Origin of the sequence: Enterobacter cloacae complex sp. 2021EL-01169 (assembly GCF_020733125.1) — a bacterium.
GTDB lineage: Bacteria > Pseudomonadota > Gammaproteobacteria > Enterobacterales > Enterobacteriaceae > Enterobacter > Enterobacter roggenkampii.
The window spans coordinates 17,008-42,147 of record NZ_JAJFTC010000021.1 but is presented as its reverse complement, the minus strand read 5'-3'; the positions used below and the strand labels follow the sequence as shown (position 1 = coordinate 42,147).

33 protein-coding genes and 1 pseudogene are annotated in these 25,140 nt (G+C 46.1%); 11 read left to right on the top strand and 23 right to left on the bottom strand.

Annotated features, from left to right (window positions below; genetic code table 11):
- Positions 1 to 129: 129 nt before the first annotated feature.
- From LLF79_RS24930 to LLF79_RS24905, 6 genes are read left to right on the top strand one after another with little or no spacing between them, the layout of a single operon-like run.
- A complete protein-coding gene (locus tag LLF79_RS24930; protein ID WP_227880554.1) occupies positions 130 to 1,470 on the top strand; it encodes a hypothetical protein in 1,341 nt (446 codons plus the stop codon).
- Positions 1,470 to 3,554, top strand: a complete 2,085-nt coding sequence (gene traD / locus LLF79_RS24925) for a conjugative transfer system coupling protein TraD (RefSeq protein WP_001284073.1) — start codon at positions 1,470 to 1,472, stop codon at positions 3,552 to 3,554. Before LLF79_RS24930 ends, traD begins: the two co-directional genes overlap by 1 nt.
- Positions 3,554 to 4,663 (top strand): hypothetical protein, encoded by a 1,110-nt coding sequence (locus LLF79_RS24920; RefSeq protein ID WP_000343600.1) that lies wholly within the window; start codon positions 3,554 to 3,556, stop codon positions 4,661 to 4,663. The genes traD and LLF79_RS24920 overlap by 1 nt, the downstream gene beginning before the upstream one ends.
- Complete coding sequence (locus tag LLF79_RS24915) at positions 4,650 to 5,312, top strand: DUF4400 domain-containing protein (RefSeq protein ID WP_000718549.1); 663 nt, start codon at positions 4,650 to 4,652, stop codon at positions 5,310 to 5,312. Before LLF79_RS24920 ends, LLF79_RS24915 begins: the two co-directional genes overlap by 14 nt.
- 10 nt (positions 5,313 to 5,322) lie before the next feature.
- Positions 5,323 to 6,504 carry a S49 family peptidase gene (locus LLF79_RS24910; RefSeq protein ID WP_000952985.1) on the top strand — a complete coding sequence of 394 codons (1,182 nt, stop codon included), beginning with the start codon at positions 5,323 to 5,325 and terminating at the stop codon, positions 6,502 to 6,504.
- Between the two features lies 1 nt (position 6,505).
- Complete coding sequence (locus LLF79_RS24905; RefSeq protein ID WP_058688199.1) at positions 6,506 to 7,237, top strand: nuclease-related domain-containing protein; 732 nt, start codon at positions 6,506 to 6,508, stop codon at positions 7,235 to 7,237.
- 286 nt (positions 7,238 to 7,523) lie between these two features.
- On the opposite strand, the gene LLF79_RS24900 is transcribed toward LLF79_RS24905, so the two are convergent.
- From LLF79_RS24900 to LLF79_RS24850, 11 genes are all read right to left on the bottom strand, one after another.
- On the bottom strand, positions 7,524 to 7,877 hold the full coding sequence (locus LLF79_RS24900) for a hypothetical protein (protein ID WP_000210769.1): 354 nt from the start codon (positions 7,875 to 7,877) through the stop codon (positions 7,524 to 7,526).
- A 65-nt stretch (positions 7,878 to 7,942) separates the two neighbouring features.
- A complete protein-coding gene (locus LLF79_RS24895; RefSeq protein ID WP_001091367.1) occupies positions 7,943 to 8,227 on the bottom strand; it encodes a hypothetical protein in 285 nt (94 codons plus the stop codon).
- Positions 8,228 to 8,583: 356 nt separating this feature from the next.
- Positions 8,584 to 8,883, bottom strand: a complete 300-nt coding sequence (locus LLF79_RS24890; RefSeq protein WP_000442693.1) for a hypothetical protein — start codon at positions 8,881 to 8,883, stop codon at positions 8,584 to 8,586.
- A 432-nt stretch (positions 8,884 to 9,315) separates the two neighbouring features.
- Positions 9,316 to 9,684, bottom strand: a complete 369-nt coding sequence (locus LLF79_RS24885; protein WP_000537761.1) for a hypothetical protein — start codon at positions 9,682 to 9,684, stop codon at positions 9,316 to 9,318.
- A gap of 225 nt (positions 9,685 to 9,909) precedes the next feature.
- Positions 9,910 to 10,446: a hypothetical protein gene (locus LLF79_RS24880; RefSeq protein ID WP_000800251.1), complete on the bottom strand. Its 537-nt coding sequence runs from the start codon at positions 10,444 to 10,446 to the stop codon at positions 9,910 to 9,912.
- Positions 10,447 to 10,513: 67 nt separating this feature from the next.
- A complete protein-coding gene (locus LLF79_RS24875) occupies positions 10,514 to 10,951 on the bottom strand; it encodes a hypothetical protein (RefSeq protein WP_000286108.1) in 438 nt (145 codons plus the stop codon).
- A 44-nt stretch (positions 10,952 to 10,995) separates the two neighbouring features.
- Entirely contained in the window at positions 10,996 to 11,292 is a 297-nt protein-coding gene (locus tag LLF79_RS24870) for a hypothetical protein (protein WP_000856246.1), read from the bottom strand.
- Positions 11,293 to 11,426: 134 nt separating this feature from the next.
- A complete protein-coding gene (locus LLF79_RS24865) occupies positions 11,427 to 12,128 on the bottom strand; it encodes a hypothetical protein (protein WP_000237191.1) in 702 nt (233 codons plus the stop codon).
- A 314-nt stretch (positions 12,129 to 12,442) separates the two neighbouring features.
- Positions 12,443 to 12,724, bottom strand: a complete 282-nt coding sequence (locus LLF79_RS24860) for a hypothetical protein (protein WP_000708863.1) — start codon at positions 12,722 to 12,724, stop codon at positions 12,443 to 12,445.
- A 65-nt stretch (positions 12,725 to 12,789) separates the two neighbouring features.
- Positions 12,790 to 13,974: a hypothetical protein gene (locus LLF79_RS24855; protein ID WP_001272971.1), complete on the bottom strand. Its 1,185-nt coding sequence runs from the start codon at positions 13,972 to 13,974 to the stop codon at positions 12,790 to 12,792.
- A gap of 416 nt (positions 13,975 to 14,390) precedes the next feature.
- Positions 14,391 to 14,567, bottom strand: coding sequence for a hypothetical protein (locus LLF79_RS24850; protein WP_001371930.1), 177 nt, complete (start codon positions 14,565 to 14,567; stop codon positions 14,391 to 14,393).
- Between the two features lie 510 nt (positions 14,568 to 15,077).
- Here LLF79_RS24850 and LLF79_RS24845 point away from each other — a divergent pair.
- The 5 genes from LLF79_RS24845 (at position 15,078) to LLF79_RS24825 (ending at position 17,982) form a co-directional block, all read left to right on the top strand.
- Complete coding sequence (locus LLF79_RS24845; protein WP_000778029.1) at positions 15,078 to 16,022, top strand: DUF5417 domain-containing protein; 945 nt, start codon at positions 15,078 to 15,080, stop codon at positions 16,020 to 16,022.
- A 95-nt stretch (positions 16,023 to 16,117) separates the two neighbouring features.
- Entirely contained in the window at positions 16,118 to 16,720 is a 603-nt protein-coding gene (locus LLF79_RS24840; protein ID WP_001371889.1) for a hypothetical protein, read from the top strand.
- A 59-nt stretch (positions 16,721 to 16,779) separates the two neighbouring features.
- On the top strand, positions 16,780 to 17,130 hold the full coding sequence (locus tag LLF79_RS24835) for a hypothetical protein (protein ID WP_000743059.1): 351 nt from the start codon (positions 16,780 to 16,782) through the stop codon (positions 17,128 to 17,130).
- A gap of 46 nt (positions 17,131 to 17,176) precedes the next feature.
- Positions 17,177 to 17,380, top strand: a complete 204-nt coding sequence (locus LLF79_RS24830; RefSeq protein WP_001015183.1) for a hypothetical protein — start codon at positions 17,177 to 17,179, stop codon at positions 17,378 to 17,380.
- 281 nt (positions 17,381 to 17,661) lie between these two features.
- Positions 17,662 to 17,982 (top strand): hypothetical protein, encoded by a 321-nt coding sequence (locus LLF79_RS24825; protein ID WP_000332796.1) that lies wholly within the window; start codon positions 17,662 to 17,664, stop codon positions 17,980 to 17,982.
- Positions 17,983 to 18,590: 608 nt separating this feature from the next.
- Here LLF79_RS24825 and LLF79_RS24820 read toward each other — a convergent pair.
- The 12 genes and pseudogenes from LLF79_RS24820 to LLF79_RS24765 all read right to left on the bottom strand — a co-directional run bounded on the left by LLF79_RS24820 (position 18,591) and on the right by LLF79_RS24765 (position 24,645).
- The gene (locus LLF79_RS24820; protein WP_223152483.1) at positions 18,591 to 18,710 is read right to left on the bottom strand and encodes a type I toxin-antitoxin system Hok family toxin; all 120 of its coding nucleotides are present in this window, start codon (positions 18,708 to 18,710) and stop codon (positions 18,591 to 18,593) included.
- Positions 18,658 to 18,768 (bottom strand): annotated as a pseudogene (locus LLF79_RS24815) (DUF5431 family protein); the annotation flags it as partial. The pseudogene LLF79_RS24815 and the gene LLF79_RS24820, both read right to left, overlap by 53 nt.
- Positions 18,769 to 18,847: 79 nt before the next feature.
- Positions 18,848 to 20,217 (bottom strand): IS3-like element ISKpn8 family transposase gene (locus LLF79_RS24810; protein ID WP_085949440.1). Its coding sequence is split into 2 segments (ribosomal slippage): positions 18,848 to 19,737 and positions 19,737 to 20,217, totalling 1,371 coding nucleotides; the frame shifts between segments, so codons are not numbered across the junction.
- Between the two features lie 332 nt (positions 20,218 to 20,549).
- Complete coding sequence (locus tag LLF79_RS24805) at positions 20,550 to 21,155, bottom strand: hypothetical protein (protein WP_000137794.1); 606 nt, start codon at positions 21,153 to 21,155, stop codon at positions 20,550 to 20,552.
- Between the two features lie 216 nt (positions 21,156 to 21,371).
- Positions 21,372 to 21,653 carry a hypothetical protein gene (locus LLF79_RS24800; RefSeq protein WP_000703842.1) on the bottom strand — a complete coding sequence of 94 codons (282 nt, stop codon included), beginning with the start codon at positions 21,651 to 21,653 and terminating at the stop codon, positions 21,372 to 21,374.
- 145 nt (positions 21,654 to 21,798) lie between these two features.
- Positions 21,799 to 21,975: a hypothetical protein gene (locus LLF79_RS24795; protein ID WP_000802040.1), complete on the bottom strand. Its 177-nt coding sequence runs from the start codon at positions 21,973 to 21,975 to the stop codon at positions 21,799 to 21,801.
- A 53-nt stretch (positions 21,976 to 22,028) separates the two neighbouring features.
- Positions 22,029 to 22,340 (bottom strand): hypothetical protein, encoded by a 312-nt coding sequence (locus LLF79_RS24790; RefSeq protein WP_000633161.1) that lies wholly within the window; start codon positions 22,338 to 22,340, stop codon positions 22,029 to 22,031.
- 222 nt (positions 22,341 to 22,562) lie between these two features.
- Positions 22,563 to 22,763, bottom strand: a complete 201-nt coding sequence (locus LLF79_RS24785) for a hypothetical protein (RefSeq protein WP_000814953.1) — start codon at positions 22,761 to 22,763, stop codon at positions 22,563 to 22,565.
- A 39-nt stretch (positions 22,764 to 22,802) separates the two neighbouring features.
- Positions 22,803 to 23,027: a hypothetical protein gene (locus LLF79_RS24780; protein ID WP_000551490.1), complete on the bottom strand. Its 225-nt coding sequence runs from the start codon at positions 23,025 to 23,027 to the stop codon at positions 22,803 to 22,805.
- Positions 23,028 to 23,081: 54 nt separating this feature from the next.
- Positions 23,082 to 23,285, bottom strand: coding sequence for a hypothetical protein (locus LLF79_RS24775; RefSeq protein ID WP_000781547.1), 204 nt, complete (start codon positions 23,283 to 23,285; stop codon positions 23,082 to 23,084).
- Between the two features lie 552 nt (positions 23,286 to 23,837).
- Positions 23,838 to 24,329, bottom strand: coding sequence for a DUF3085 domain-containing protein (locus tag LLF79_RS24770; protein WP_001371932.1), 492 nt, complete (start codon positions 24,327 to 24,329; stop codon positions 23,838 to 23,840).
- 4 nt (positions 24,330 to 24,333) lie between these two features.
- Positions 24,334 to 24,645, bottom strand: a complete 312-nt coding sequence (locus LLF79_RS24765) for a DUF957 domain-containing protein (RefSeq protein WP_001165367.1) — start codon at positions 24,643 to 24,645, stop codon at positions 24,334 to 24,336.
- Positions 24,646 to 25,140: the final 495 nt, after the last annotated feature.

The window sequence follows — 25,140 nt, the reverse complement described above, 5'->3', positions numbered from 1 at the left end:
GCTTCGGCTTCGCGGAGAATACTGATGATCTGTTCATCGGAAAAACGCTTCTTCATGGGGATGTCCTCATGTGGCTTATGAAGACATTACTAACATCGGGGTGTACTAATCAACGGGGAGCAGGTCACTATGGCATTGCTGCCGGGATTAGATGAAAAAGCATTCAGTGAAGAGCCCTATTTCCAACTGACATTCAGAGAAGGCTCTCTCGATGGAATGTGGATAGTAAGGGACATTGACGATCTGCGTTTAGTCCAGCTCGGCGATAACTGCGCCGGGTTCCAGCTCACCTATCATGAGCCAAGAAGGCCAACAACTTTAAAGTCACTTTTCAATACTTCTATGTATCAGGCATTAGTGATTAATGATGAGTCTTCTGTTGAAAACTCTGCCCCACGTCCAAAGCAAACGCTTGAGCTGCCTCCCCCACGTGTAAATGCAGTCGAAGAACATTCTGGCGACGTGGAATATCATGGAACCGATAGTGCATCCGCGACTGGTCCGCTGAAAACTGAGGCTGTGGAATATGAACATTATCAACATCTTTTTGAGAAAGAAGATGAAGAGCATGAGATCATTGATTATACCGATTTCTCACAGCTTAGTGTTTCTCGGCCAGAAGTCGGTAGTTGTGCAACAAGCTCTTCGGTCCATAATGAAAAGCTTCTCTCCGAGCCGTCAGAATTACCAGAACTTAACCGAGAACAGAACGCTGATCCCCAGGGTACGAATGAACGCTCTATGGATGTTTCTGTAGGACAAGAAAACTCAGAACCAGATACTGAGGGTAACTGCCCACCACCAGCTGAAGTTGTGTATTCCCAGACCGAAGCAGCCGCAACCAGTGTGATGGCAAGTGAAGAGCCCGCCTTACCTCCTGTACTTGAAGAATCAAATGGAGAGCATGCGCCCACAGACGCTAAGGGGCATCATCTTTCGCCAGCACTGGCCAGACTGTTCGCCCCAACAGCACCGGTAGAAAAACAAAATCCCAAGCGCAACCGGAATAAATCATCGGACAAAGCAGAAGTACAAAAACCAGCATCACCTGTTTCTGGTCACAATCTGAACAGTAAAGTCTTTGCATCTACTGAATCAGACCAAAATGGTGAATTCTCGCTTATAAGCGAAGGTGACGTTACAGAGCTTGAATTTGTAGAAATTGCGTTAGTACTGCATCAAATTCTGTCCAAAATGGAGGTGGCGTTTAAAAGAAAGCGCAAAAACAGATTTATGGTAAGTACTCCTAATACTCTCTATCTGACCCAATCTTGCGTGGAAAAATTTGGGTCGCAGTTAGAGGCTCAAGATCTTTTCAATAAGCTTCCTCAGTACCTCGTTAATTCTGGTGCTGTGATCAATACAAAATGCCATGCATTTAACATGCCTACTTTGCTGGCCGCATCAGACCGGGCGAAAGTGGACATTGAACGAATTATCAATAACCTGAAAGAGGCTGGGAACCTATAATGTCAGATTCGAAGAGGACTAACCTCCATGCACAAGAGAATTTTTATCGGCCTATTCTTGAGTATCGTAGTGCCTCAATACTTTTGATTTGTTCGGTTTCTATGCTTTATATGGGACTTTCTTCAGACGGACTGGACATCGCCCCAATAGTTCTGTTCACCTCAATATTGCTTTTTTTGCTGTGCCTTTATCGTTGCAAAACAGCAGCGCCATTTTTGATGGCTCATTGGCGTGTATTCAAGCGACATTTCATGTTCGTTAGTCTTGATTCACTGCGTGTAATTAACAAAAGTAACTTTTTCTCCAATGAGCGAAAGTATCGTCAACTGGTTCAGGATTATCAAAATAAAAATAAGGATATACCCGAGCGAAAGTCCTATTTTTGTGATGGGTTTGAGTGGGGTCCGGAACATGCGGATCGGGCATATCAAATAGCTAACCTCTCCAGTGATAAACGTGAGATCGAGTTGCCATTCGTCTTCAACCCAATTAAGAGACATTTTGACGCAATGGCTCGTAAGATGGGCGGCAGCAATGCAATTTTTGCTGTGGAACGTAGGGAACCCATATTTGTAACTGAAGACAATTGGTTTGGTCATACTCTGATAACCGGAAACGTGGGTACCGGGAAAACGGTGCTACAGCGTTTACTAAGCATTAGCATGCTTCATCTTGGTCATGTTGTTGTTGTCATAGATCCAAAGAACGATGCAGAGTGGCGAGAATCTCTAATGGAAGAGGCTAAGACCCTCGGTCTTCCTTTCTATAAATTTCATCCTGGCCAGCCAGCATCTTCGGTCTGTATTGATGTCTGCAACACCTATACTAATGTTTCTGACCTAACATCTCGTCTTTTGAGCTTGGTGACAGTTCCCGGTGAGGTTAACCCATTCGTTCAGTATGCCAAGGCTCTCGTTTCCAATGTGATTTCCGGGCTTTCTTACATAGAGAAAAAGCCTTCTATTTATCTGATTCACAAGAACATGAAAAGCCACATGTCTATTGTGAATCTTACAGTCAAGGTAATGGAGTCATGTTACGCGAGATATTATGGTTACGATGTCTGGACCGAAAAAGTTAAGTACGTCGCTAACGATACCTTGCCGGTACGTTTCAAGCGTCTCGCTGAATGGTTTACGGCTCATTTCATGAATTACGAGGGGTCCGAACAAATAGACTGGTTAGATACTGTTTCCCAGCTTATTGATTACTCAATGTCCGACCCAGAGCATATGGCTAAAATGACCGCAGGTATTATGCCTGTTTTCGATATGCTCATTGAAAAACCTTTAAATGAGCTTTTATCTCCTAACCCGAACTCAGTATCATCAAGAGAAATTGTAACAAGCGAAGGGATGTTCAGCACTGGCGGGGTGCTATACATTTCGCTTGATGGCCTTTCAAACCCCGATACAGCAGCTGCTATTTCTCAATTAATAATGTCAGATCTGACCTCCTGTGCCGGTAGTCGCTACAACGCTCAAGATGGTGATATGTCAGCTAATTCCAGGATAAGTATTTTTGTTGATGAGGCACACTCAGCCATTAACAACCCTATGATTAACCTTCTGGCGCAGGGTCGTGCAGCGAAAATTGCACTGTTTATTTGCACCCAAACCATCTCCGACTTTATTGCTGCGGCAAGTGTTGAAACTGCCAATCGAATTACGGGGCTCTGCAACAATTATATAAGCTTGCGAGTCAACGATACTCCTACTCAGACGCTTGTTGTAGAGAACTTTGGTAAGAGTGCGATAAGCACAAATATGGTCACTTATACGACCGGTTCAGAAACATCTTTGCCGCATAATAACTTCTCAGGTTCAATCTCAGAAAGAAAGCAGACAACTTTAGAAGAGAGTATTCCAAAGGATCTCTTGGGTCAGGTCCCTATGTTTCACATAGTTGCCAGGCTTCAAGATGGCAGGAAGGTTGTAGGCCAAATCCCTATTGCTGTTGCTGAGAAACAAATGAAGCCAAACACAACTCTGTCGGAAATGCTTTTCAAGAAGGCCGGAAAAGTTACTTTGCGTCAAAATCTCGATATCAAAAATCTTAATAAATTTCTAAGGAAGTTGCATTGATGGATGAAAAAATTGTCCTGACGCGCCAGCAAATTTTAAGCTCTGCACTAAAAGTCAGCAAATGTCGCTCGCTCGTAAAAAGGCGCTTTCAGTCTTTGGGTTTAAAGTACGCAGATTCTCAGGAAGTTCGAGATCGGCTAACTATGATAGAAAAAAACGCGTTTCATCATTTGGGAAAATTTTGTCAGAGCAACGATATCGATTCCCTATTCTCCATGGCAAATACCCTGTCTGAGCTTTTCCTTTTAAAGGGAGAGTTGATCACGACTGATCCCTTTGGGGACCGTGAAACCAGCTACTGGTCGGTACCACAAGGATCATGCCATGAATGGATTCAATCACTGACCACCAGCGAAGGTCCTGAACGTAAATTCGTTAGTTTCCGTATTTCTTTCGATAACAATGACGTACGGTGTGATCTTGTAAAAAAGAATGCCCGTATGCTTGGTTGTTATCTTTTGCCTTATTTCGTCGATTTAACACGCACGGTGGGCGCATTCATTAATTTGCCAGGTAGTGTCTCTTTTAAACAAGTACAGCGCATCAAACCCCAGATTCATCCAGAAACAACACATAGTCATATAGTTACTATTGAGGACTCTCCCTTTCTTTCTCGGTTAAAATTTAAAATCATTACTGCCATAGATCAGCTTCCTGACCCTAATGGCCTTTATACAAACACCTTTAACAGCATTATTGACCGTGCACTGCTGACTCATCTCAAAACCGAACAGGAAAAAATAGATAGTCCAAGAGTCTGCAAAAATGTGATTTCGGCTTTTGCCGACTCAACTCTTTCTCTGCCGGTGTTTAACATCGGCCTAAACGAGCAGTACAGATACTGGACGCCGTGGGGCATCAACTTTATAGAATTTTCCCGCCAGGCCGCAAAAGCAAGGACCGCTGTATTTGTTCCTGATGTGGGACAGATCGAGTGGAAAAGCGCAGAGCATAAAGAACTGGCGGAGTTAAGCCTCATCGACCAAATCATACCTAAACAGTACCACTGGCTCCTGGGTATCCCGACGATGTGGCGTAACAACTATTGCAATCACGATCAGAGGCTAGCTCTTTTTCGTGAATGGAGGGAAAGCAATGGCTGCGGATAATACAAGCAGGGCAGCAGTGCTCAGAACAATGCTTTTTTTTGGCATGGTCATTTATTTTGGTTACAGCTTGGCTTTCCAGAATACTGAGGAGCTCAAATATCAGATTACTCAGGAGGTTAATGCAAGCCGGTCCATCATATCAAATGACCGTTGGAAGTCTGTCATTGCAAATAGTGAAGCGACTTTAAATTGGTTGGTACATGACTATAAGTTAATTGACTATCTGAATACTATTCTGATCCCTGACACCAAAAAACCAGCCAGAGGTATTAACATTGTTGCTGAAAAATTTACCTCTATTAATTACACTATGGCCAAAAACATACCCCTCTTACTTTATCAGTCCATTTTCCGGTGGAACTTAATCCTGGGGTGGCTAATCGTTTTTCTGCCCTATCTATTTGCCATGCTAGCAGATGGAATGTACCAGTGGAAATTGAAGAGGTACGTATTTGGTAAGGTTACAGTTCAGTTTTATCGTATTTGGTTTCGAGCATTTTGGGTGATCAGTGCTTTAACGATGGTCTACCTGGTCATGCCAAATATGTCACTATTTAACAATATCGCTCAACTTTTCCCACCAGTCGCTTTATTGATACTGGGAATTGCATTGAATCGCTTGTGGTCTAACTTTCAAAAACTCATGTAAAGGTGGTCAGATGTTAAGCAGTAAAAAAAGGAAGTCCCCTACAAATATCAAAGAATCGCTCAATGATAACGCTGACCGTTTTTATAAGATGTTTCGCATTCATACCACGGCAAAAGTTGCTATGTCGCTAATTGCCATGACCGCTGTAGGGTTTTCTTTCTACAATCTTTACGAACAATGGCAGGACGCTGAAGGGAAGAAAGACCATATAGCTGTAATACGGATTTCTGGCGAGATGGGTACCGGCTCGGAAACGGGCGATGGAACAGTGATCGCAACAGCTCTTGCCAAAGCTTACAATAATCCCCATGCCAAAGCAGTTATTATCGAGGCAGAGTCAGGTGGTGGTGGTCCCTCTGACGCCATCATTATTTACCGCCAGATAAACGCGCTTAAAAACCACCAGCCACAGATTGAACGCGTATCAGATGCCGGTGGCTCTCTTTCATCTGTAGCCGCTGACAAGAGTAACAAAACCGGGAGCACAGAACGTGGCGATGAAGCACGGTCGAAGCAAAACTCCCTCGAAGTACTCTCCAGCGGTACCGGTCGTTTTTTCTCTGATATCGCAGACTCATATAAACCAATCATCGTTAGTGTGAAAGGCATATGCGCATCCGCATGCTATTACGCGGTATCGCCCGCTGATGCAATTTATGCCGACAGTAATGCCCTGATCGGTTCTATCGGTGTGCGTATGGACCACTGGAATCTGTCAGAGATCATGAGCACAGTAGGCGTCAAGAATGAGCCCCTTACGGCCGGTGAGTTCAAAGATGCTCTTGACCCCTTCCACCCATTGTCCGATTCAACGAGGGAGTTCATGCAGAAGGAGATCCTGAACACGATGCATGAAAAATTTATAACTGATGTTGAACTTGGACGGGGTAAAAAGCTTCTCTCGCGTCATGATGCCGATGCTGTTTCTCTCTATTCAGGCCGTGTATGGCCAACACCTCAGGCAGTTAAGTACGGCCTGGTGGATGGAGATCTTACGTCAGTAGAGATCCGTACACGTCTTTCAAAAATGTACTCCACTGACACGTTCAAAAACTACAATGAGCCTCATCGTAATCTCCGTTCTGCACTCGGCATGCTGATGAGCCTGTCTTCAAATATTGAGAGCCTTACCGGTACCACTACCCGCTTAGTAGAATCTGTTAATGCCACCAGCTACCCCTCTGTGAGGTAACATGGATGCTTTCAATCTGCTGTGGAGCATTACGGGGGTAGCTTTCATTATCCTTATTTTCGTCGTGTTGCTGTGTCTGTTGGGATTTATGACCTCTGCCATAGCGGAACTGCGGACTGCAAAGGCAATTGAATCTGGGCTTCCTGAAGAAGCTCAGGGGCTACTTAGTGATCTCACCTTTCAGTTGTCGGCTCATAGCACTACGCAGGTTGATCACATTCTCGTAGCCCCACATGGTATATACGTCATAGAGCAGAAAAACTACGTAGGCAAGCTCTACGGTACTCTGGAGGAAAGCCACTGGCGGAAATGGACTCAGTCCCGAACCCTCAAGTTGCAGAACCCGTTTAAGCAAAACCAGGGGCACATCAGGGCTATTCAGTCTGCTCTTAAGGCTAGAGAACTGGAATGTATCAATGTCGTCATCATAAACGGACGTTGTAAGTTTGATGGCATCAAGCCGGAATGGTTATGTATGGGGATGGACGATTTTATCCATAAAGTCAAACAACGACGAGGGCTACGGTTGTTCACACCGGAGTCTGTTCAGCACATCTGTTCGGTGTTGAAGTCAACAAGGAAGTCGCCAGGGCTCTATACGGACCTTACTCATATTCATAACATAACGACAAAGTACAAAGCCCCGATGAAATTCGAGCAACGAGTAACATACATTCTGCTCAACTTTATCCATTATCTGTGGGCAAGTCTGTTCACTAAGCAGAAGCCTTAGCGCTCTATCATTGGTAAGGCTGTAAAATGTCTGCAAAAGGCCCCATCGGTAAATTGTTGGGGCTTTTTCTTTGCGTAGTTCTGATACGGTTTATCCTGTGGAGCATTATGGCCACCAGCCAGCTGGTGACTGGCCAACGCTTTGTATGACGTAGCCTACTCAGGGCAGGCTATTTTAGAGGGACCGATTTTTATCCGGGCTAATTTAGAAAGAGATAATTTGAACTTAGGCGGGCTGACCACCAGCAGAGAGGTAAATCACTAGCCGGTGATATTGACAGAAGTCGTCAGGGGTTTAACGCCGGAATATTTTGCCAGGCCTCCTGCAAGGTCTGCAAGACTTCTACAAGTGATAGTGACGGCCACAGGACTGTTTCCGTCATTATCACTCCAGGTGGCTCGCACTCTACTGGTACCAGAATTAAAACAACACGAGTTCCTTTTACCTGGTAGGCAAGGTTTACTGCCGGTTGGCGGTAGGAGGCCAGTACACCCTCACCATATTGAGCAGGGTTACTTGCCCAGTTCCGCACCATTGCATACACCTGAGGCATATACCGACTATCCAGATCCCCTTTGGGCCGTCTGAACGGCACGATTTCTTCTGAGCGGTAGGTGGTCGTTGTTGTATTGGTTGTCATCTTTGTCACCTCCCCTGTTCGTCCATTTAGAGTTTTAAGCTGCTTTACACATCACACTCAACTGATTATTTAAGCTGGTCATCGTCTCTGGCCAGCATAGCCCAACCATTCGCCTGGTTTTCGCGGGAGTAAGGATTCATTTCAAAATAACTATCTACCGCGTCGCTGTCCGCAACAGAACTGTTGTTAGCTCTCTTTGAACCCTGAACCACTACAGCATCAACCTCTGCGGCTTTCCCGTTGCGCTGTACCAGGATTTTAACCGTATTGGGCTTACGTCTTGCGAGCAGTTTGTTGGCGATAAAAAGCACAACAATCCAGGCCAAAAGCACGTATAAAAATGTATTCATAATGCCCTCCTTTGTATGTGATTATTATACCTGCTTCCATTGCAGGCCAAACAGGTTCGGTGCATGAAAAATAGACTTCTCTCCGGCGTATAGCAATCTACTTACTGATCTGTTTTCGTATCAAACTGTATGGCATAACCGAGGGGCGTACGTGGTGAGTCAGAAAGTTACTTTTCCGTAATAGTTAATTTCAGATCCTTCTTCCAGTTACGCTTCAGTATAAAACCGATACCCTCTAATTCAGCATCCTTCACGTTTAATACGCTTCACTTTAAGGCAGGGCTTTTCGGTTGAAATGAATTCTTTTTCCGGTTGCTGGACATGGGTTTCATCCTGATAGTTAAAGTTGCAGGCTATCAGTCACCACCACCACCTCCGTCACCTCCTCCACCGCCACCATCACAACCACCAGCTATGCTATTTTCACCATTACAATCACCTCCGAGGGGGTTCAAATGGCTGCTCCCCTGTAGATGGTGTCCTTGCCAGATCGAACCCGAACCAGCGCCTCCTGAGCGTCTTTGCTTGCCCTGAGGCAATTGTGCAGGCTCACCAGCACCGGCGGTACCAAAAATGTCCCGGGCAATTTTATAAAGAAGGTAAAAAGGTACGCCCAGCATCATAAAAAAGATTACTGAAAATATTACACGTTCCATTGATGATCTCCTGTCTTGTGAGAGACCAGTTATATCAGGGTGATTCAGTATTTCCGTTTAGAAAAGAGTACTAATTTGGCCCTGTTCGCTCTTAATTTGCCATCCGGGAAAAAGTCATAGGGATAGGCCTGCCAGAGTCAATAACTTCCAGTGATCTGGAGGAGACCCCGGCTCTCTGAGCCCTCATGGATGGTACGGCTTTACCCCTTGTAAACAGATTCACGTTCCGCAGGACAAACATCGACTACTGACGTCTCATATTTGCTGACGCTAATCCGACGTCTCATTGCCGTCTGCTTGTTTTCTTTAAAGGGTGTATTAGACGAATATCAAATCGGAATGGTAGGGGATGTGTGGGCACCATGCCCGGCCCTCTTTGAGCATCTGAGAGATTGGAGACCTAGCCGGGTAAGATAGCTACTTTCTTACGGGTTACCCTTCAAATCCAAAGACGAAACGGACGCTGCCGTTCTCCACGTGGAGACGCTTTACTTCTTCGACAAATTCCTGGATCACCTCTCCGGCGTTATCGGGTGGTATGGCTGACAAAATTTCTTCCGAAGTCAGCCATGAGTATGAATGTTCACCGAATAAATCATCATCTTCGGACGGTATATCATCAGGTAATCCGCGTAATGCGTGGATAAAAACTGCTGATGTGCTCGCCCTTTCACGATCTACATCAAATCCGAGCCAGGCAAAGTGGAGATATGATCGGTCCCCTTTATAATTGCTTGATAAATTAATCCATTTACCAGGCTTTTCTTCCCTTTGAAATCGCCAGCAGATATCAACGCCCATTAAGAAACTCCATTACTATCGTTCGTATGAGATAACTATCATTTCAGAATACTATGACTTCTTCCCGTATAGAACTAATCGCTCACGCCATTTAGCTACTTACTTTTTTTACGTACGCTTGCAGCGCAGTACCTTGAGAGAAGTAAGTAAGACTGGGCGAAGCCAACCGGTTCCGCCACCTCGCTCACCGGCTTTTAGGCGTAAGCACTGAAGTCAGCCTCCATGCTAACTGGCGAGCCTGCGAAAGTCAGACTCGTTGTTATAAAGCGGCATATCGTAAGCAGTGTCTGAAATGAACATTCGGATCTGCTCAAGCGTCATGCCACAATGAAAACGGGTTACGCTCACATTGGCCCGGGGGAAGTCAGCACAAAATGCATTCAAAACATTCTCATGGACAATACCAATGTTGATTAACGCAGCTGGCCCGTTGTCACGGAAAGATACGACACGGAATCCCCCATACCAGCCTGACTGGGAGAAAAATGAAAATGCACTCGTTGCCAGACCATTAGACAGGTCATAGCGCAATTTCCCGCTCAGAGACTGGCTGTCTCTGCTGTACACGCGATTAATGAAAATGCCGGGACCAACTTCTACCGGCTGCTTGTTGCTTGCTAAACACGGAAAGCCCACCAGCGAAACCTCCCTTTCTCCTAACCAGTTTACCTGATACCCGGCAGTGAGAAAGTCAGTCAGTTCTACGCCAGAAAGAGCATTAATGGCCGCAATATCGGTATCCAAAATATTTACGTTTTTCATATTCATCTCATCTATATTCTAAAGTGCGTTTTTTGTCTATCAGCCCGAGGATTGAAAATTTGAATATTTAATGTGACAGAAAAATACCTGTCACCTTTTCAAAAACTGCCTGCAATTGAATATCGAGAGAGTCCATTTTAAAATCCACCAGCTCAGCTTTATTATCGCAAACCGAATAAAAATAGGAGTCAAATGCGTCTGTATCTTCATCTTTAAAAATACGGAAGGAATTAATTTTATTATGCCCTTCAAATTCGGCATGAATACCATAGCGAACCGAGCCGTCATCGAACTGAACAACCCGTCGTACAGAATTAATCCGGACGTACTGTTTTAAGGCCCTCGCGAAATCGGCATTTAACGCCAACGCTCGTAAGATTGAATCAGCGGTTTCATTCTGCTTTTTACGATCATATTCAAACATCCCACAGCCGGTGTTACGAAAGACCGGCTGAAGAGCATTAACCAGGTTGAAGGAATCCACGTTTCTGTCGTTTCTGTACATGAGATATCTCCTGCCCCTCCGCTATACGAAGGGGCTTGATAGGGTTACTGCCAGGCTGCGATCACTTCTTCGCACTGGAAATGAGATAAGCACTGCTGGAGTAAAAGGGCCAGCACCGCTGTGTTAGGGACGCGATTGTTACACCACGCGTTGAATAGCAGCTGCCATGGACCGGCATAATACCCGGCCAGTTTCTTTTTTTGTTTATCTGTGCAGCAGCTGGAAATGGCCTGCTGATAAAGGCTTTCATTCTCGGCACCAGAGCGTTGTTGCAGTGCCTGATAAATATAGGAGTAGACAGAATCGGAGCAATTAGATGCATAGGCCAGATTGGTTTTCATAATACCTCCTGTGTTTTTGGGTATTATATAAAACTCCGACCTACTGGCTAATAACCCACACTGTAATTTCTTTTAAAAACACAATAAATTTTCAAAATTGGACCAGTGTGGATTTAAGCGAGCAGTTTAAATCTTTATGAACTAGCTTTCAAAGAGGTTGGTTTTTCGGGAAGTTTTTTGCCAGACCAGCATGTTGGTTTTTTTTCTGTAGTGCAGATTAGCTGGTACCTGCCCCTTCTTACCTCTTTGAGCAATGACTGTTTGAAATATGGTAAGCCCAGTTCAAAAACCCAGTAACGACCGTCTGCAAAAACGACTGAATTTTCAACGCCATCCGAAGCCACCAAGGATGCATCATTAAGTAGACGTTCTTCATAATGAAATGGTAATGAAAATGTCAGATATAACGCACAAAGTACAAAGATTCCTGTGAGACTAACTGCCAGTGAACCACAATAACCAGAATAAACATTTAAATTTCTTTTGATAAATTTCTCATGCAAGATTACAAGCAGACAGAATACACAAGCTACCAGCCCAAATCCTACATGCAGATAAAACTGTCTTATTTCATCATTCCAGACGATGTTGTCCCATTTCGTGCTTAAGATTGAACCCAACAAGGAGATAATAAAAGCGGCAATTTGAGAACTGATAAAGTAGGAGAAAGCTGACTTTGAAGTTATTTTTTTCATAGAAACAGGAACCTCTTTACCTCGTTCCTGATCAGAGAAAAGACACAAAACGCACCATGCGCAAAAAACTGCAAGTCCAGATGCAATAATCTCGCGTAAAAACATATTAAACGTTTCCGATAATGAATAAGTAATTACCATATCCTCTCCGTAAGTCTACATATAATTCAGACGTGACAAATAATTAAAGGCATTGCTATTCTATCATTATGCATTGCGTTTAAAATCATTTCTAATTCAGCAGAGTAGCGATACAGGCATTTCGCTATCCTAAAATCTGGTAGCTTTCCATTTCCTTGCTGAGATAAATCAAAATAATTCTATTTATTGCCTATTCGGATGCTGCAAAACCTTATAAATCCGGATGTATATCACTTAACAGTGAACCATTCGGTGACTTGCTCTCCGTGAGGTCCACCGGGTTTATCCAGTAGGGAACATTCTGCTTTTACCGTTTACTGCATACGCGAGCAGGAATTCTGTTGCAGTTCTGCATTTGCCTGCTTTTCCAGTGCTGTCATAACCCGGCGGAGCATCGCCAGAGCCTGAACAGGCGAGCTCCCAAACTGCACTTTCACTTCATCCGTATCATGATCCTGAATCAGGTCGAGGATGTTCACTTCGATCCCTGCCCCGTTTTCATCTTTTGCCGTGCACTGAATACTTACCCGGGTCACCGAATCCGTCAGGACTGGCAGTGGGTTAGTCTTGTCTACGTTGATAAAAGCCTTCTTCATTGCCCTGTTTCCCCTTGTCCTGAAAAAGTTACCGACCCGTCCGGATGGAGGGGTCGGTCAGAAAATCATGCCTGTCCCTTATTCATCTTCTCAGCATGCTTACGCAGGTACTCTTTCAGGTCAGCATGAGCATTGATGATATCGTTCATTTCATCATTGGTCAGAACAAGCGTGTAAGTATCAGTGCTGACAGATTCACCTTCTTTAAGCTTGGCTTCTTCAGCAATACGTTCAAAAATCGGGATCGCGGTGTCGGCAATGACGGTCACGGTCTTTTTGTTCAGAACGCTGGACATGGATGGTGCTTTACCTGCCGGGTTCTGTTTAGGAGCGCTGTCCTTTGGAGCCGGAGCTGGTTCCTGTACCGGTGGCGTAACCAGCGTCTCTGTATTGCTTTCATCATTCAGTTGATCCGGTACCGGGGTGTTAACGGTAGCATTACCTGCCGGTTGCTCATCACCGGAGTTTTCCGGAGTCTGCGGATCTGCCATGCGCTCTTCTACCTTGGCAGCTTTGACGAATTTCAGCGTGTTTTTCGTCGCTTTACCATAGATGGAGATCGCCTTGTTGATGTTATCTACCGCATCCTCACCGCTGTACATATACTCGTCCAGCGCAACGTACATGCTCACCTGATCGCTCACAAGCATGGTCTGTAGTTCAGAAGGCAGGTCCAGTACGCGAACCATCTGGCGAAGATGCTGCTCTGATTTACCACGTTTTTTTGCCAGTTCCGCAAAGGTCTTAGGCTCTTCTTTATCTTCAACAAGACGCTTAATTGAAAGCGCTTCAGCTACGACAGACAGCGCCAGGTTGGAGTTGCCGGTCAGGGTGAAGAGTTCTGCTTTTGAAGCGCTACCGCGAAACTCTTCGCAGCGAATACGAGTAATGCGTTCACGCCCTTCTGCTTCCAGCTGGCGGTTTGCAATAGCGATGGAACGGATACGGCAAGCCCCCTGACGCAGTACAGGTACGCCATTAACCATCTGAACAACGATAGGCGTCACGCTGAACGGGTCTTCCATGTAGGCATCGGCCAGGCTGTTCAGGTGTTCCACAACGTGAGGCATTGAATAGTAGAGCTCGCCCATACCGGCCGTGCGGGTGTTAAAGCCTTCCTGCTCTACAACAACCGAAGGGTCAATGATAAGGCCGTTACCTTTACGGGCACCGTTACCAGTGCGTTCCAGGTAACCACGAAGGCTGATTTCGTTGCTGTTGTTTTTTACTTCAGTTTCGATTGCGGACATTTTTGTTCTCTCTTTTGGTTGGTTGTTTAACTGCGCTACAACACAACAATACCAGGTTCGACATTTTTTCTAATAGGTTGCACAGAAGAAAAAGTAACTTTTCTTAAAAAAAATTCCTGAGACAATACTACTCGATCCGTCCGTTTTAAATCTTCACAACAGTGGGCCGTTTTTACGTTTAAGCAAAATAGCTGGTTCAGAAGGTGAGTCGGAGAGAAAAGTTACTTTTCCGGTTGTCTGGGCCAGTGATGAGAGAGTGGCAGGACAGGAATGGCTAAACCGGTGCGGGTCTCTTGTAAGTCGCAGGGGATTGAGGAGATATAGAGGTAAACCGGTACGTTCAGTTTTTGGATTGAGCCGGGCTTTTGGCCCGGGCTTAAGGAAGCGGAAATTTGAACGAACTGGCAGGTAATGATTTATGCCGCCGACAGCTGGCCGTCAGTGCTTTGCTGTTCTGGTTTGACAGTTGGGGGATAACCGGCAGTTAGCCGCTGGCATTCCGCATCACAGAAAGCCCTGAGGTTGCTGAAGACGGACTCCATGAAATCAGCATGAGCATACGAGTCTACAGGACGTGTCTTGTTATCTTTCATCTTGTTCTCCTCAATCATTATTAAAACCAGCGGATTTAGTTCCTGGCGCTCCATCTGCTGACCGGCTTTCCCAGAGAGCAGCGATGTGTCGGGTTCTGTTTCTCATTTTATCGTTTTCATCGGGCCCATCCGGCCGTATAAGAGACCGATTTGGCATGTTTAAGAAACGTACTGGCGACATTAAAAGCTGAGGTTGGCTTTGGAATAAAAGGATACTTTTCCCGTTTGTCAGGTCTTTCGCTACCGCTGCACGATGATTCTGTCAGGCATTCTGCGCCCTCCTTGGCTGTACATCTTGAAACAAGCGGTGGGATGTTCCCTTCCCCCTGCTCACCGCAGAATAATTGGCAAGTCCCGACGGTCGTTCCGTACGAGCCGGGTCCAAATAATGAATAAATACAACGCCACTTCAATTGTATTGACAATAGAAGTTAGGAGGATCATAGTGTCATTCATGGTGCGGCTTTCGCACCACCGCCCCGGCGGTACCGGGCAGAACTGGAGTACCTCATGAAACTTTCCCGTCAGACGACTTCTGATACTTCTGTTGATGGCCGTTCACGCGCATATGCCTGGGGCCGTGTCCATTATTTCATTATCGAACATGCACCAATGGCTGAGCTGGTCGCTATTGACGAGCTGCTGGAAAAAGCTGGCTGGAGCAATGACGGCTGTCCGAACTATGAGAAAGATGACGAGTTTGGTAATGCTGGTTACAGCTGTGGTTACTGGATCGATATTGACAGCGTGGGAAGCTTCAAGGCTGACTACAAACGTCTTAAGGGTGAGATTAGTGCGCATATCGCCTCAAAGGCGGCAGAGGTGGAGATCCGCGTACTGGACTCGATGTCCGACAAAGAATGTAAAGATGTTGCCTCGGTGGCATGTACTGTTCGCCGTGACTTACGTACGCAGTCCGAATCGCTTCATTCACTGCGTACTATCGTAACGGTTGATCATTACAATCCCTATGTGATCACCAGCCGCCCGCTGAGCATTTCCGCCTGGACACTTATCCACGACTGTCTGAAAACCGGCACCATCAATGACGTCTGTTCACGGTTGAGTTCATTAATCCTGCACTCTGAAGCCGCGATTGCCCGTTGTAAGGGAAGCTCCGACTACTCTTCGGAACACGCTCAGCTATCGTTTTTTGCTGGTAACGACTATGTCACCAGACGCACCCTTGTTGATGCAGCTCACGAAGAGGCTCTGCGAATGAACCGCCGCTTTGATGAACGTATTGCAATGAACGCGGATTCTGATGCCAGAAGGCTCCAGTGCGAATTCAACCTGAGCAACCATGTCGTACAGCGTCGGACCGTTGAATCTGCTCATATCCAGGCAATCAACGAAGACGTCACCCGTTCACAGGCGGAACCACGCTGCCCTGGAAAGCTTCTTCTGAAAATGACCAGTCATGAGGAAGTGCGGGACTCACTGAGCACCTGTTAGTCCAGCGACACCCCCTGCGGCTCTACTACCGGGCCGCAGTCTGCTCCGGCCAGATGGTGCCAGTGGCGTAATGAATTTGTTTAATAAGGCTGAGTATGATGAATAAAGAACAACTAATCGACAAACTGGAACGCGTGGTATGTGGTCAGTACTCCTACGAAATGCAGGAGCTTGCGTATTCGGCCCTCTGCTGCATTAAAGGCACCCCGGACGACTGCGCTAAGTTCCCTGTTACGCGTCCGCTGCCTGACACCTTAGTGGACGTATGGGACGAGATCGGGCAATACCTTGGCACAGGCAAAGCCATTGAAACTCGCAGTTGCGGCGTTTCGCTTCTGCTTCATGGACACTGCTACGATTCAAATCATGTGCTGTACTGGCGCAATGCTGGCGCACTTCCAGCAGCTTGCGATACGCCACTGGCTGGTGGGTCTCGCAAACTGTTCACCTGCTCAGCCTGTGGAGTGGACGGTCTGGATGAACCACCTGAAACCAGTTGCCACTGCTGCACAGAGGGGGCCCACTGGATTGAGAGCAGGCTCTTCACCTCCGGGCAGGCAGACCCTGAAGAATTTAGACCCGTGGCGGTCGTGAAAGAGTGTGCAGGCTCAACGCCGGATGATCGGCTCATCTGGAGCGTGATTGAACAGCTCAACGGCGAACTGGCGGAAGGCGATAAACTATTTAAGCGACGCTGACAGATCACGTCAGCATTTATATCAGACGAACTCCAGAATAATTTAAAGCAACCATGAACATGAAAAAGCCCAAAGCTGCATTACAGAATGCCATGAAAGAAGATGTGCCAGCTGTGACACAGATTCAGATGCGATCTACGGTTTCCAGAAAGGTTCGCTATGTAAAACAGGCAAATCGAGAGGGTCTGAAATTATCTGAGTGGATGTCGCGGCATCTCGACGCTGTCTGTGATACCGCAGATGAGATTCATAAAGGCAAACGCTCAACTCCGGTTGCGCCTGGGAAGATTCCCCCTGAGGTATACCAGGTGATATACGATCAGTGCGGCGGGTTCGTGGAGTGTGATGCTAATGCCCAGGTAATCTGGGAAGCCTGCCGTGATGCCATTCTTAACGGAGACAAAGGGTAAACGGCAGGTATCGCCTGTCATTTTTACCCTTGTGAGGAAAATCCTGATGAACCATGAGAGCCGAACTGTATACCTGAACACGGCCATTGAGGCCCTGTTGAAAGCTGAGGCGGCTCTGAACGAGCTGGCATTAGCCTATGTACTCAAACCAGGTGAAAAGGCAAGCGCATGCCATCCCCGAACCGGTACGCTTTCCACAGCTTCCCAGGTAAGAAAACTTCGCCGTGTTCTAGAAAAAAACAAGTTATGACGGCCCTTATACGCTGGCATAATGTACCGTGCTTCGCTCATCCCAGCAGTATGGGTTTTAAACTCTTCCATTTTTAAGAGTACGGGAAGAGCCTTATTATTGTCGCATACCCTACGGATGCATTGCAGTTCAAACCGCTGTTCGGTGCAATTATTGCTGTATCCGGCGGATTTGAAAATGACAGAAATAGTGATGTAAAGCTCCGCCATTAAAGAAATGCCCCGTAGTTTGGCGAATCAACTTTCTGAATTATCTCGATGAACACCATTTAAGGAAATCGAATGTGTGATTTTTGCAGGGCTGACGAAAATTACTTTCATATGGCAGAATGCGTGTATGACCAACTGGTTAAAGAGTATCCCGTAATGTGGCTGCGGGATTCAACCCGGATCGGGGCCTGCTACCTCTGTCGAGAACTGCTGTCGCCGGAGGGGATGGTCCTGGCGATGCAGAGCGCTTTCCCTGCGAAGGGATGGCGGCTGCGTATTTGGTACAATGAAACCATTGACGAAGAGATAGAACCGCAGCGTGGAGACTGTATTGAGCTGTCCTCCAGGGCGGACGCTCTGCTGTCCTTCATGTCGTTCCAGGAAAAGGTTTAGCGCTGCGGCCCCCCTCACAAAAAGGCGCTTTCCGCGACAAATCTGGTACGACCGGACAACGTTGAGTCAATTCTTGCTTCCCCGCAGAAGAATCCCTATGAAGTAAAGTAGAGGTAGGCATTACGCCCACCAGCAAACCTGATAACTGTTCTTTGCGTAACATCCTCAAACTTCTGGTGCCTTCGTAGACTGCGATGCGAATGCCCATGAGCTGAATTCACCGTATCATTTGACCGGATGCAGCGAGAACAGAAATGACAATGTTTGAACGATTTGCCAGACGGCCATAAAACTCTACTGGGTACAGAATAAGGACTGACCGCAATGGCTACGTTCTATGAGCTACCGACCAGTGAGAAGTCCATTGTTTCCGGTACGTGCCCGGACGAGCACCGGTGAAATTTTTCCCGACTGGATTACGCTAAGGCTTTTGAACGGTTTGCGTGAAGTGGGACTCTTTGGGTCTGGTTCTTGATTTATACAAAAGGCTATATGCCACAAGACGGGAGGAAAAAAGGGTTTCCCCGACTGGAGAAACCCTTTCAAAAGGTGCCGATGGCATACTAATCCACACCCCGAAAAGAGGGGGTTGCCCCCCTCTTTGTCAGCTACTTACCGGATTCGTAGGCCAGGATAGCAGATACCTCCCTTGTTCCGTCTTTCATCCGCAACTCGCAAAGCGAGTTTCGTGTGAGCCAGGTGAATATCAACAGCGTTAAACAAACTATTAATATGCACAAAACAATGGGTTGGTTCGGCATTTTCATGGCCTTCTTCTCCTTGCATTTAAGCAGGCAAGAGGCTACTCTGAATGTGACTAGCATACAGGGGCCTCGGGTTGTACTGACCCCAAAAAGTTGGACAGTTAAACACGAGGCACATAGGTCTGGGTTCGATATTCAATTGGACTCAGACCTTTTAATTTCAGGCTAATTCTTCTGCTGTTGTAGTAGTCAATATATTCCGTAACAGCATCCTTCAGTTCGCTTATATTACTGAACTCGTCAAGATAAAAACACTCCGACTTTAAGGTTCCAAAGAAACATTCCACGACTGCATTATCCAGACAATTGCCTTTTCTGGACATGCTCTGTGTAATGCCTTGTTCTTTAAGGATGTTTTGATACCTTCTCATACGATACTGCCATCCCTGGTCAGAGTGCAGAATAGGATGCTCGTGAGGCTTAAGCTTTTTGAATGCCTGATCGAGCATATTCTCGACCATGTTCATCACAGGTCTTTCCGACAGGCTGTAAGAAATAACTTCGTTGTTGAAGAGATCTATTACTGGAGACAAATACAGCTTTCGCCCATTGACTGCAAATTCAGTAACGTCGGTAACCCACTTCTCGTTTGGCCGTGTAGCCTTGAAATCCCTTTGGAGAACATTGGGGGCGGTTTGCCCTACCTCTCCTCTGTAGGAGCTGTATCGCTTGACCTTAATCGCTGCCTTAAGCGAGAGGGTTCCCATCAGGCGCTGAACGGCTTTATGGTTAATCCGTTCCCCGTCTCGATGGAGAGACAACGTTACCCTACGGTATCCGTAACGACCTTTATTCTCGTGATAAATCTCACCAATACGCTTTTTAACATCCGCATACTTATCAGGCTTGCTGAGAGCCTTTAGATGGTAATAAAACGTACTGCGCGGTATCTCCGCTGCCTTGAGAAGCTCATCAAGAGGGTAAAACTGCCTTAGCTCGTTGAGTACTTTCACTTTTTCGCGGGATGAGCTAAGGCTTTCAGCTTTTTTAGATACGTAAGCCGCATTTCAAGGAATCGAACTTGTCTTTCAAGATCCTCAATACGTCGGTCTTTCGACAGCTCCAATGCTAACGCCGCTTTTTCTGGATCAACTGACATTGTAATGTTTCTTTTGGTGCCGATCTTGAGTGCGCGTAAACCAGCTTCTCCGTGCTCCTCATAGACTTTCAGCCACTTGGCTACAGAACCACTACCAGCAAGCATAAAGTGAGCAGCAGCCTGATTGAGGGACATCTGCTGCTCGGTCACGGCTTTCACGACCTTAATGCGCAACTCTGGATCAGCACTAACGCCTTTAGGTTTGGGAATTAAACCTTTTTCTCCATGTTTTTCATAGAGGGCAACCCACGTCCTGACCTGGGTTCGAGGCACACCAAAACGTGCAGAGATGATCCTGTAACCATCATCAGTTGTGAAGTAGTGATTCACGACTTCAAGGCGCTTTTCGAAGGGGTATTTTGGCTTTGACATATCAGGGACTATTCCATTTCATCGTCCAACAAAATGGGTGCAGTACAGGTTAATTGAAAAATTACTCGGGGCTTTCTGCTTTTACCACAGTCAAACAGTGTTACCGCTGGCTGGGGCAAAAGCCTCCAGCACCAGCGTTATTATACCACCCTGCCCTGATCAGCCAAACACCCCGCCTACATAAATTACTGATTTTTCATTTATTTGACATGATTCACTTCCGGTTGTCGGCGAAAGTCATTTTATACTAAAGAAAAGGGTAACGGGCAGCTGCTGGGTCGGAACATACAGTGCAGTTCCTGCCCGTTTAATTTCCGGATGCAATGGTAGGATCAGGAGGCACTGCTTCCGTTGATTAGGGAAATCTTATGTGCCTGAATACGGCTGTATTCGAGATGGGATGCAATATTACAGATGCGCTCCAGTCGATCATGCAGCCTCGTGTAGGTCAGTCGATGAATACCGGACATTTCATCAAGTAGCCAGCGCTTGATGTAAGGGTTACAGGAAAGCCGGGCAAGATCGTCGTCATCCACTTCGTCAAAGAACCAGTACTGCTCCATCGGGACTACCTGAAATATCCACGGCCGGGGATAGTCCCCTGTGACAACCAAAAACCATGCAAGAAAGCATAGACACAGCTCAACGACCATAAGCATCGAAAATTGCGAATAACTTAGACCGGGCACATAGGGTGAACTATCCGCAACATACCCCCTGAGCAATTCCGCCACAAGGTAGCCCAATAGCGTCAAGGCCAGCATCAGGGTCAGGATTAATCCCCCATTAAACGCTACCGAAGCCTTTTGAACCCGATCAGGTGCTGTCCGGCTGCGATAGTTGGTCACTACTCTTTCTACAAGTGCCCTTATGGCAGCCTGTTCTTTACTGACATCAGCTCCGGAAAAACCGGACGGGCTTTTATTTAATTCAGTCATACCCCACTCCTGTTATGTGCTCTACTTAACAAACACGTAGATCATACAGAGCTCACGGACGCACTCCTGCCAGATAAAGGAGGGAATTTGGCTGTAAGACGGTTAGCCAACAGTTCAGGTTATGCGTGGGATCCGCCCAGTCAGAAAGGATTCCGTTAATAACAGGCAAGGTTAAAGGCAGATGGACGGTGAAATTGTGGGTGCTAAAAGGGGGTATTACTCTTTTTCCTGCATAGCGGTTTTTTCAGCCCGGGTGGCCAGACGAACATTTCCGAAAGGCTCACGGACAAGCAGTGGCTTCTCCTTCTTCCAGCCCCTGATAGCCGTTTCTCCAAACCGACGTGGTGCATTGCCGTTCCAGCGAGCAATCACATGGTTATCATGAATTTCAATAATGACAACGGGGTGGACAATGACCGTTGAAATGGTGGTATTTCCCATTTTGGTACGGGTTACAGACCAAACCTGCATCCCGGATTCCAGCTGGCTGATTTTCATATTATATCCTTAAGCCATCACGAACTGCGCCACAAACAATTAATGTGGCGCAATTTACCATAAACAATAAACATCAGATACCCGTGAAAAGATTTCCCTTTATTTTAAAATTCTTCTGGAGAAAAAATGATATTTCCAGAAGAGGTCAGCGAAATTCAGAAACGGCCATCACAATGGTGCTGCGCTGACGCTGGCGTTCTGCCTTGCGCTGCCTGCGGCGATAGATCTGTTTTGCGCTGACGTAAGGGCAGTCCTCACGGGTATACCAGCAGCAGCCGCAAGGTTCGGGCCGGGGTTTTCCGGCAAGTCCAAATGGTTTCATCAAGTCACCTTTTTAATGTTTTTAATGGAAAGATACTTACCTAACCCATTGTTTTATAGGAAATAACGTTGTTGCATAAACAGATACAGATAACCCTCAGGAGAAAACATGCAAAGGTTATCAGTGATAACCGCGTCCAGATACCGAGTGTCAGTCTGTAAACGTTTTATCACCAGAAAATGTGCTGCCGCAGCCTTAATGCCAGAACTACCGTTTACAACATTATGTATACCCGCTTTGAATAACGAACGAGCATGAATTACCTTTTCCCGGGCCGCTTCGATCTCAGCATTAATAACGCATTGCCGCGCCTGGATGACTGCCTCTCCGGTTAAATCGCGGAAATTCATTAGAGATGTGATCATGATTGACTCTCCAGATTATGTGGAATCATTATAACAACTGGCACCACGCCACAAATAACCTGAGATAAATTCTTTGAAATATTCCTATATATAAGGAATTACAGTCGGAAAAGAAACAATGAAATAGCGCCGACCGCTTAAAATCGATAAATTAAAATGGACGGCACTGGAATGAAAAACTGAAAGTAGTAAGACCGTAATTATCCTTCACGGATGTAAGCTTTAAAAGAGGAGTACTGGCAAAGCTTTGCCAAGTACTTCGGCGGTTGTGTCTACGATTTTACGGATGTCATCGATCTGCGAAGGCTTATTCAACACCACCGTAAAAAGCTCTCCTTCGTTATCAGCCTGCTCGCAGTTTCCGTATCGGCTCCCGTCGTACAGCTGCACAATACGTGACATAGAAGACTTTGTTTGTTTCATGGCTTTGCACCTGCTTTTAGGCAGTTTGGTTACTGGTTATCAGAAGCTGGTTTCATGCGCTTCCGGCTGGGACACGAACTGGTATTTGACGCCGCCAGGCACACCTACTGCTTCGGCAATAGAGTCGCAAAGCCGCGATAAATCATTTAGTGTCATCGGATATTCAATATCTACTGAATATAAAGCACCTGCATTTTCAGCATCTTCGATGTTTTTATACTGGGCACTAAATATAGCAATGGTCTGAATTTCGTGGTTATGCATGAACCGGTCCTTATTAAATTATAAAAGCCACCCGAGAGTGGCCTGAGTGGAAACTTAAATCTGTGAAGTATATTTGAGAGATTTTTTGCGATCCAGATGCCGGGCAACAATGGTTCCGATAACAAGTAGCGTGATGACCGCACTGAAGAAGGTGCTGTCAGGGACGCCCTGGAAAAAATCACTGAAACTGTAAACAATAAAAATCAATGCGCAAAAATAGAAAACGATACGAACATAAGGGGTAAAAAACATTTTCATCGGTTGCCTTCCATTCAGGGAGAATTCTCAGTAATTACATCACACCTGAAGAGAAACTATTTTCGTATAAATGAGCATTTTCGACATATCAGAGGGGGGTTTTACTCATAAATGAGGTAGTAAGGGTCACACTTGAGATGAAAGTTACTTTCCTGGCTGCGAACGAACTATCTCAAATGTTAGAGGTGTGCGTTCGCCTTAAGAGCTTCATGCCCTGAGGAGCTCAACTTGAGCCGATAGTATAAACCTGGCTCCAGATGCCTTACTGGCTGGCATAACTCCACGAGGCCCAGCCGGAACAGGACCGGAGAGCTCCTGCACGTCACATCATCAGGATTCCCCATAAACGTACGCCGTTCTCTGGCCCGTCTGAAATTGCCAGAGATATCATAGATCGTGCCGGATGCCATCCGTCTTAACACGTAAATCTGCGCCCTTGTAAGCTTCTGGGCGGAACTGCTTAAACCTGACATACCTTCCCGGCCTTATATAAAACAATCCGCCAGCAGCTCGACTGGCGGACAATGTTTGACTGGATACAGCAAGGACATACTATTTGCTGACAAGTTTGATATTGGTTTCACTCATTCGAAGTCGAAACTCCTGAAAACCCTGCTCTACCGCTAACTCCAGCCACTCAACGGGAATGGTATAGCTACAATCAGACCCACCCAAAGCGGCATCACAAGCGTAATCCCAGTCCTCATCCAGTTTTGGATTCATCCCCTGGGCGTAAGCCACAGTATCGCGGGATGCGGGAGAGCCCTCAAGCTCAGCATTAGTGATCAGGTATACACCATGACTGTGCGCGAGAAGCACTTTTGGCACCAGATGTGTGCTGGCAATTTTTGAGGATGAGGGAAAGAAAACCCTACCAGCTTTACGCGCCTCTTCTTCAGTCTGTCCCTCAGCGTTAAGGAGGGCTCCCCCCGGATAGCATGCCGGGTCATAGATCTGATCTGGGGTGACCGAAAACGTTTTTGCGGTGCGAATTTCTTCGATCAGTTTATTGATATCTGCCATTTCAAATACGAGAGTGGTCACAGGCTTACTCTCCCTCTTCAGTGGACAACATCAGATACTTTGTTGCCAGCAGAAGCTCTCCCACATCCTTGAGGGACAATTCAGCTTTGCCTTCTACGGCAAGCTGCAAGCGCTGTCGAATTGCATGAACAGAATCTGAAGATAAAGATGCCATTTTGCGCAAAACGGCATTAGCCTTTTCTACAGCAGGATACAGAATTTCTGAGTTGGTATTATCTTCGTCATTATCAAAGATAATTTCAGAATCCATATTGATGTTATCTTCAAGCCAGCTTGAAAGCACTTCAAGTAATGACATCACCTTTTCAATTTGCATATCGCCTCCTCTGTTAACATGAAACAAATATAACAAAGTGGCTTACCCGGCTAATAACCTGAGCAGAAAGTTTTCGAACTTAGTTTGAAAACAAGTTTTCTGCTCAGGTTAATGTTAAAGTCGCTGGGTAAAAGATAAAAGGCACTGAAGATGATTTAAGCATCAAACAGACTAAATAGGATTCCGTCTTTTATAACGCTTTTAAAATAGAATGAATGAAATATAAATTTTGCGTTTAAGAATGAACGCTGTAGAGGATGATTTATCCAGTGATATGCAGTTTGTGGCCTTTAAAAAGGCTTTATTATGGACTTGAATTGCAAAGAGAGCACCGACATTTTTCTGGGGGCTCCCGCAGAGAAAAAGCTGTGAGGTTATGAAGACGTATAGGAGGTATTCGGCGAAATACTGTATGGCCACAGGAGAGCTTCAGCACCCATATCCTGCCGCCTCGCTCGCCTGTGGTGATTTCAATATGTTCTACGTCATACCACG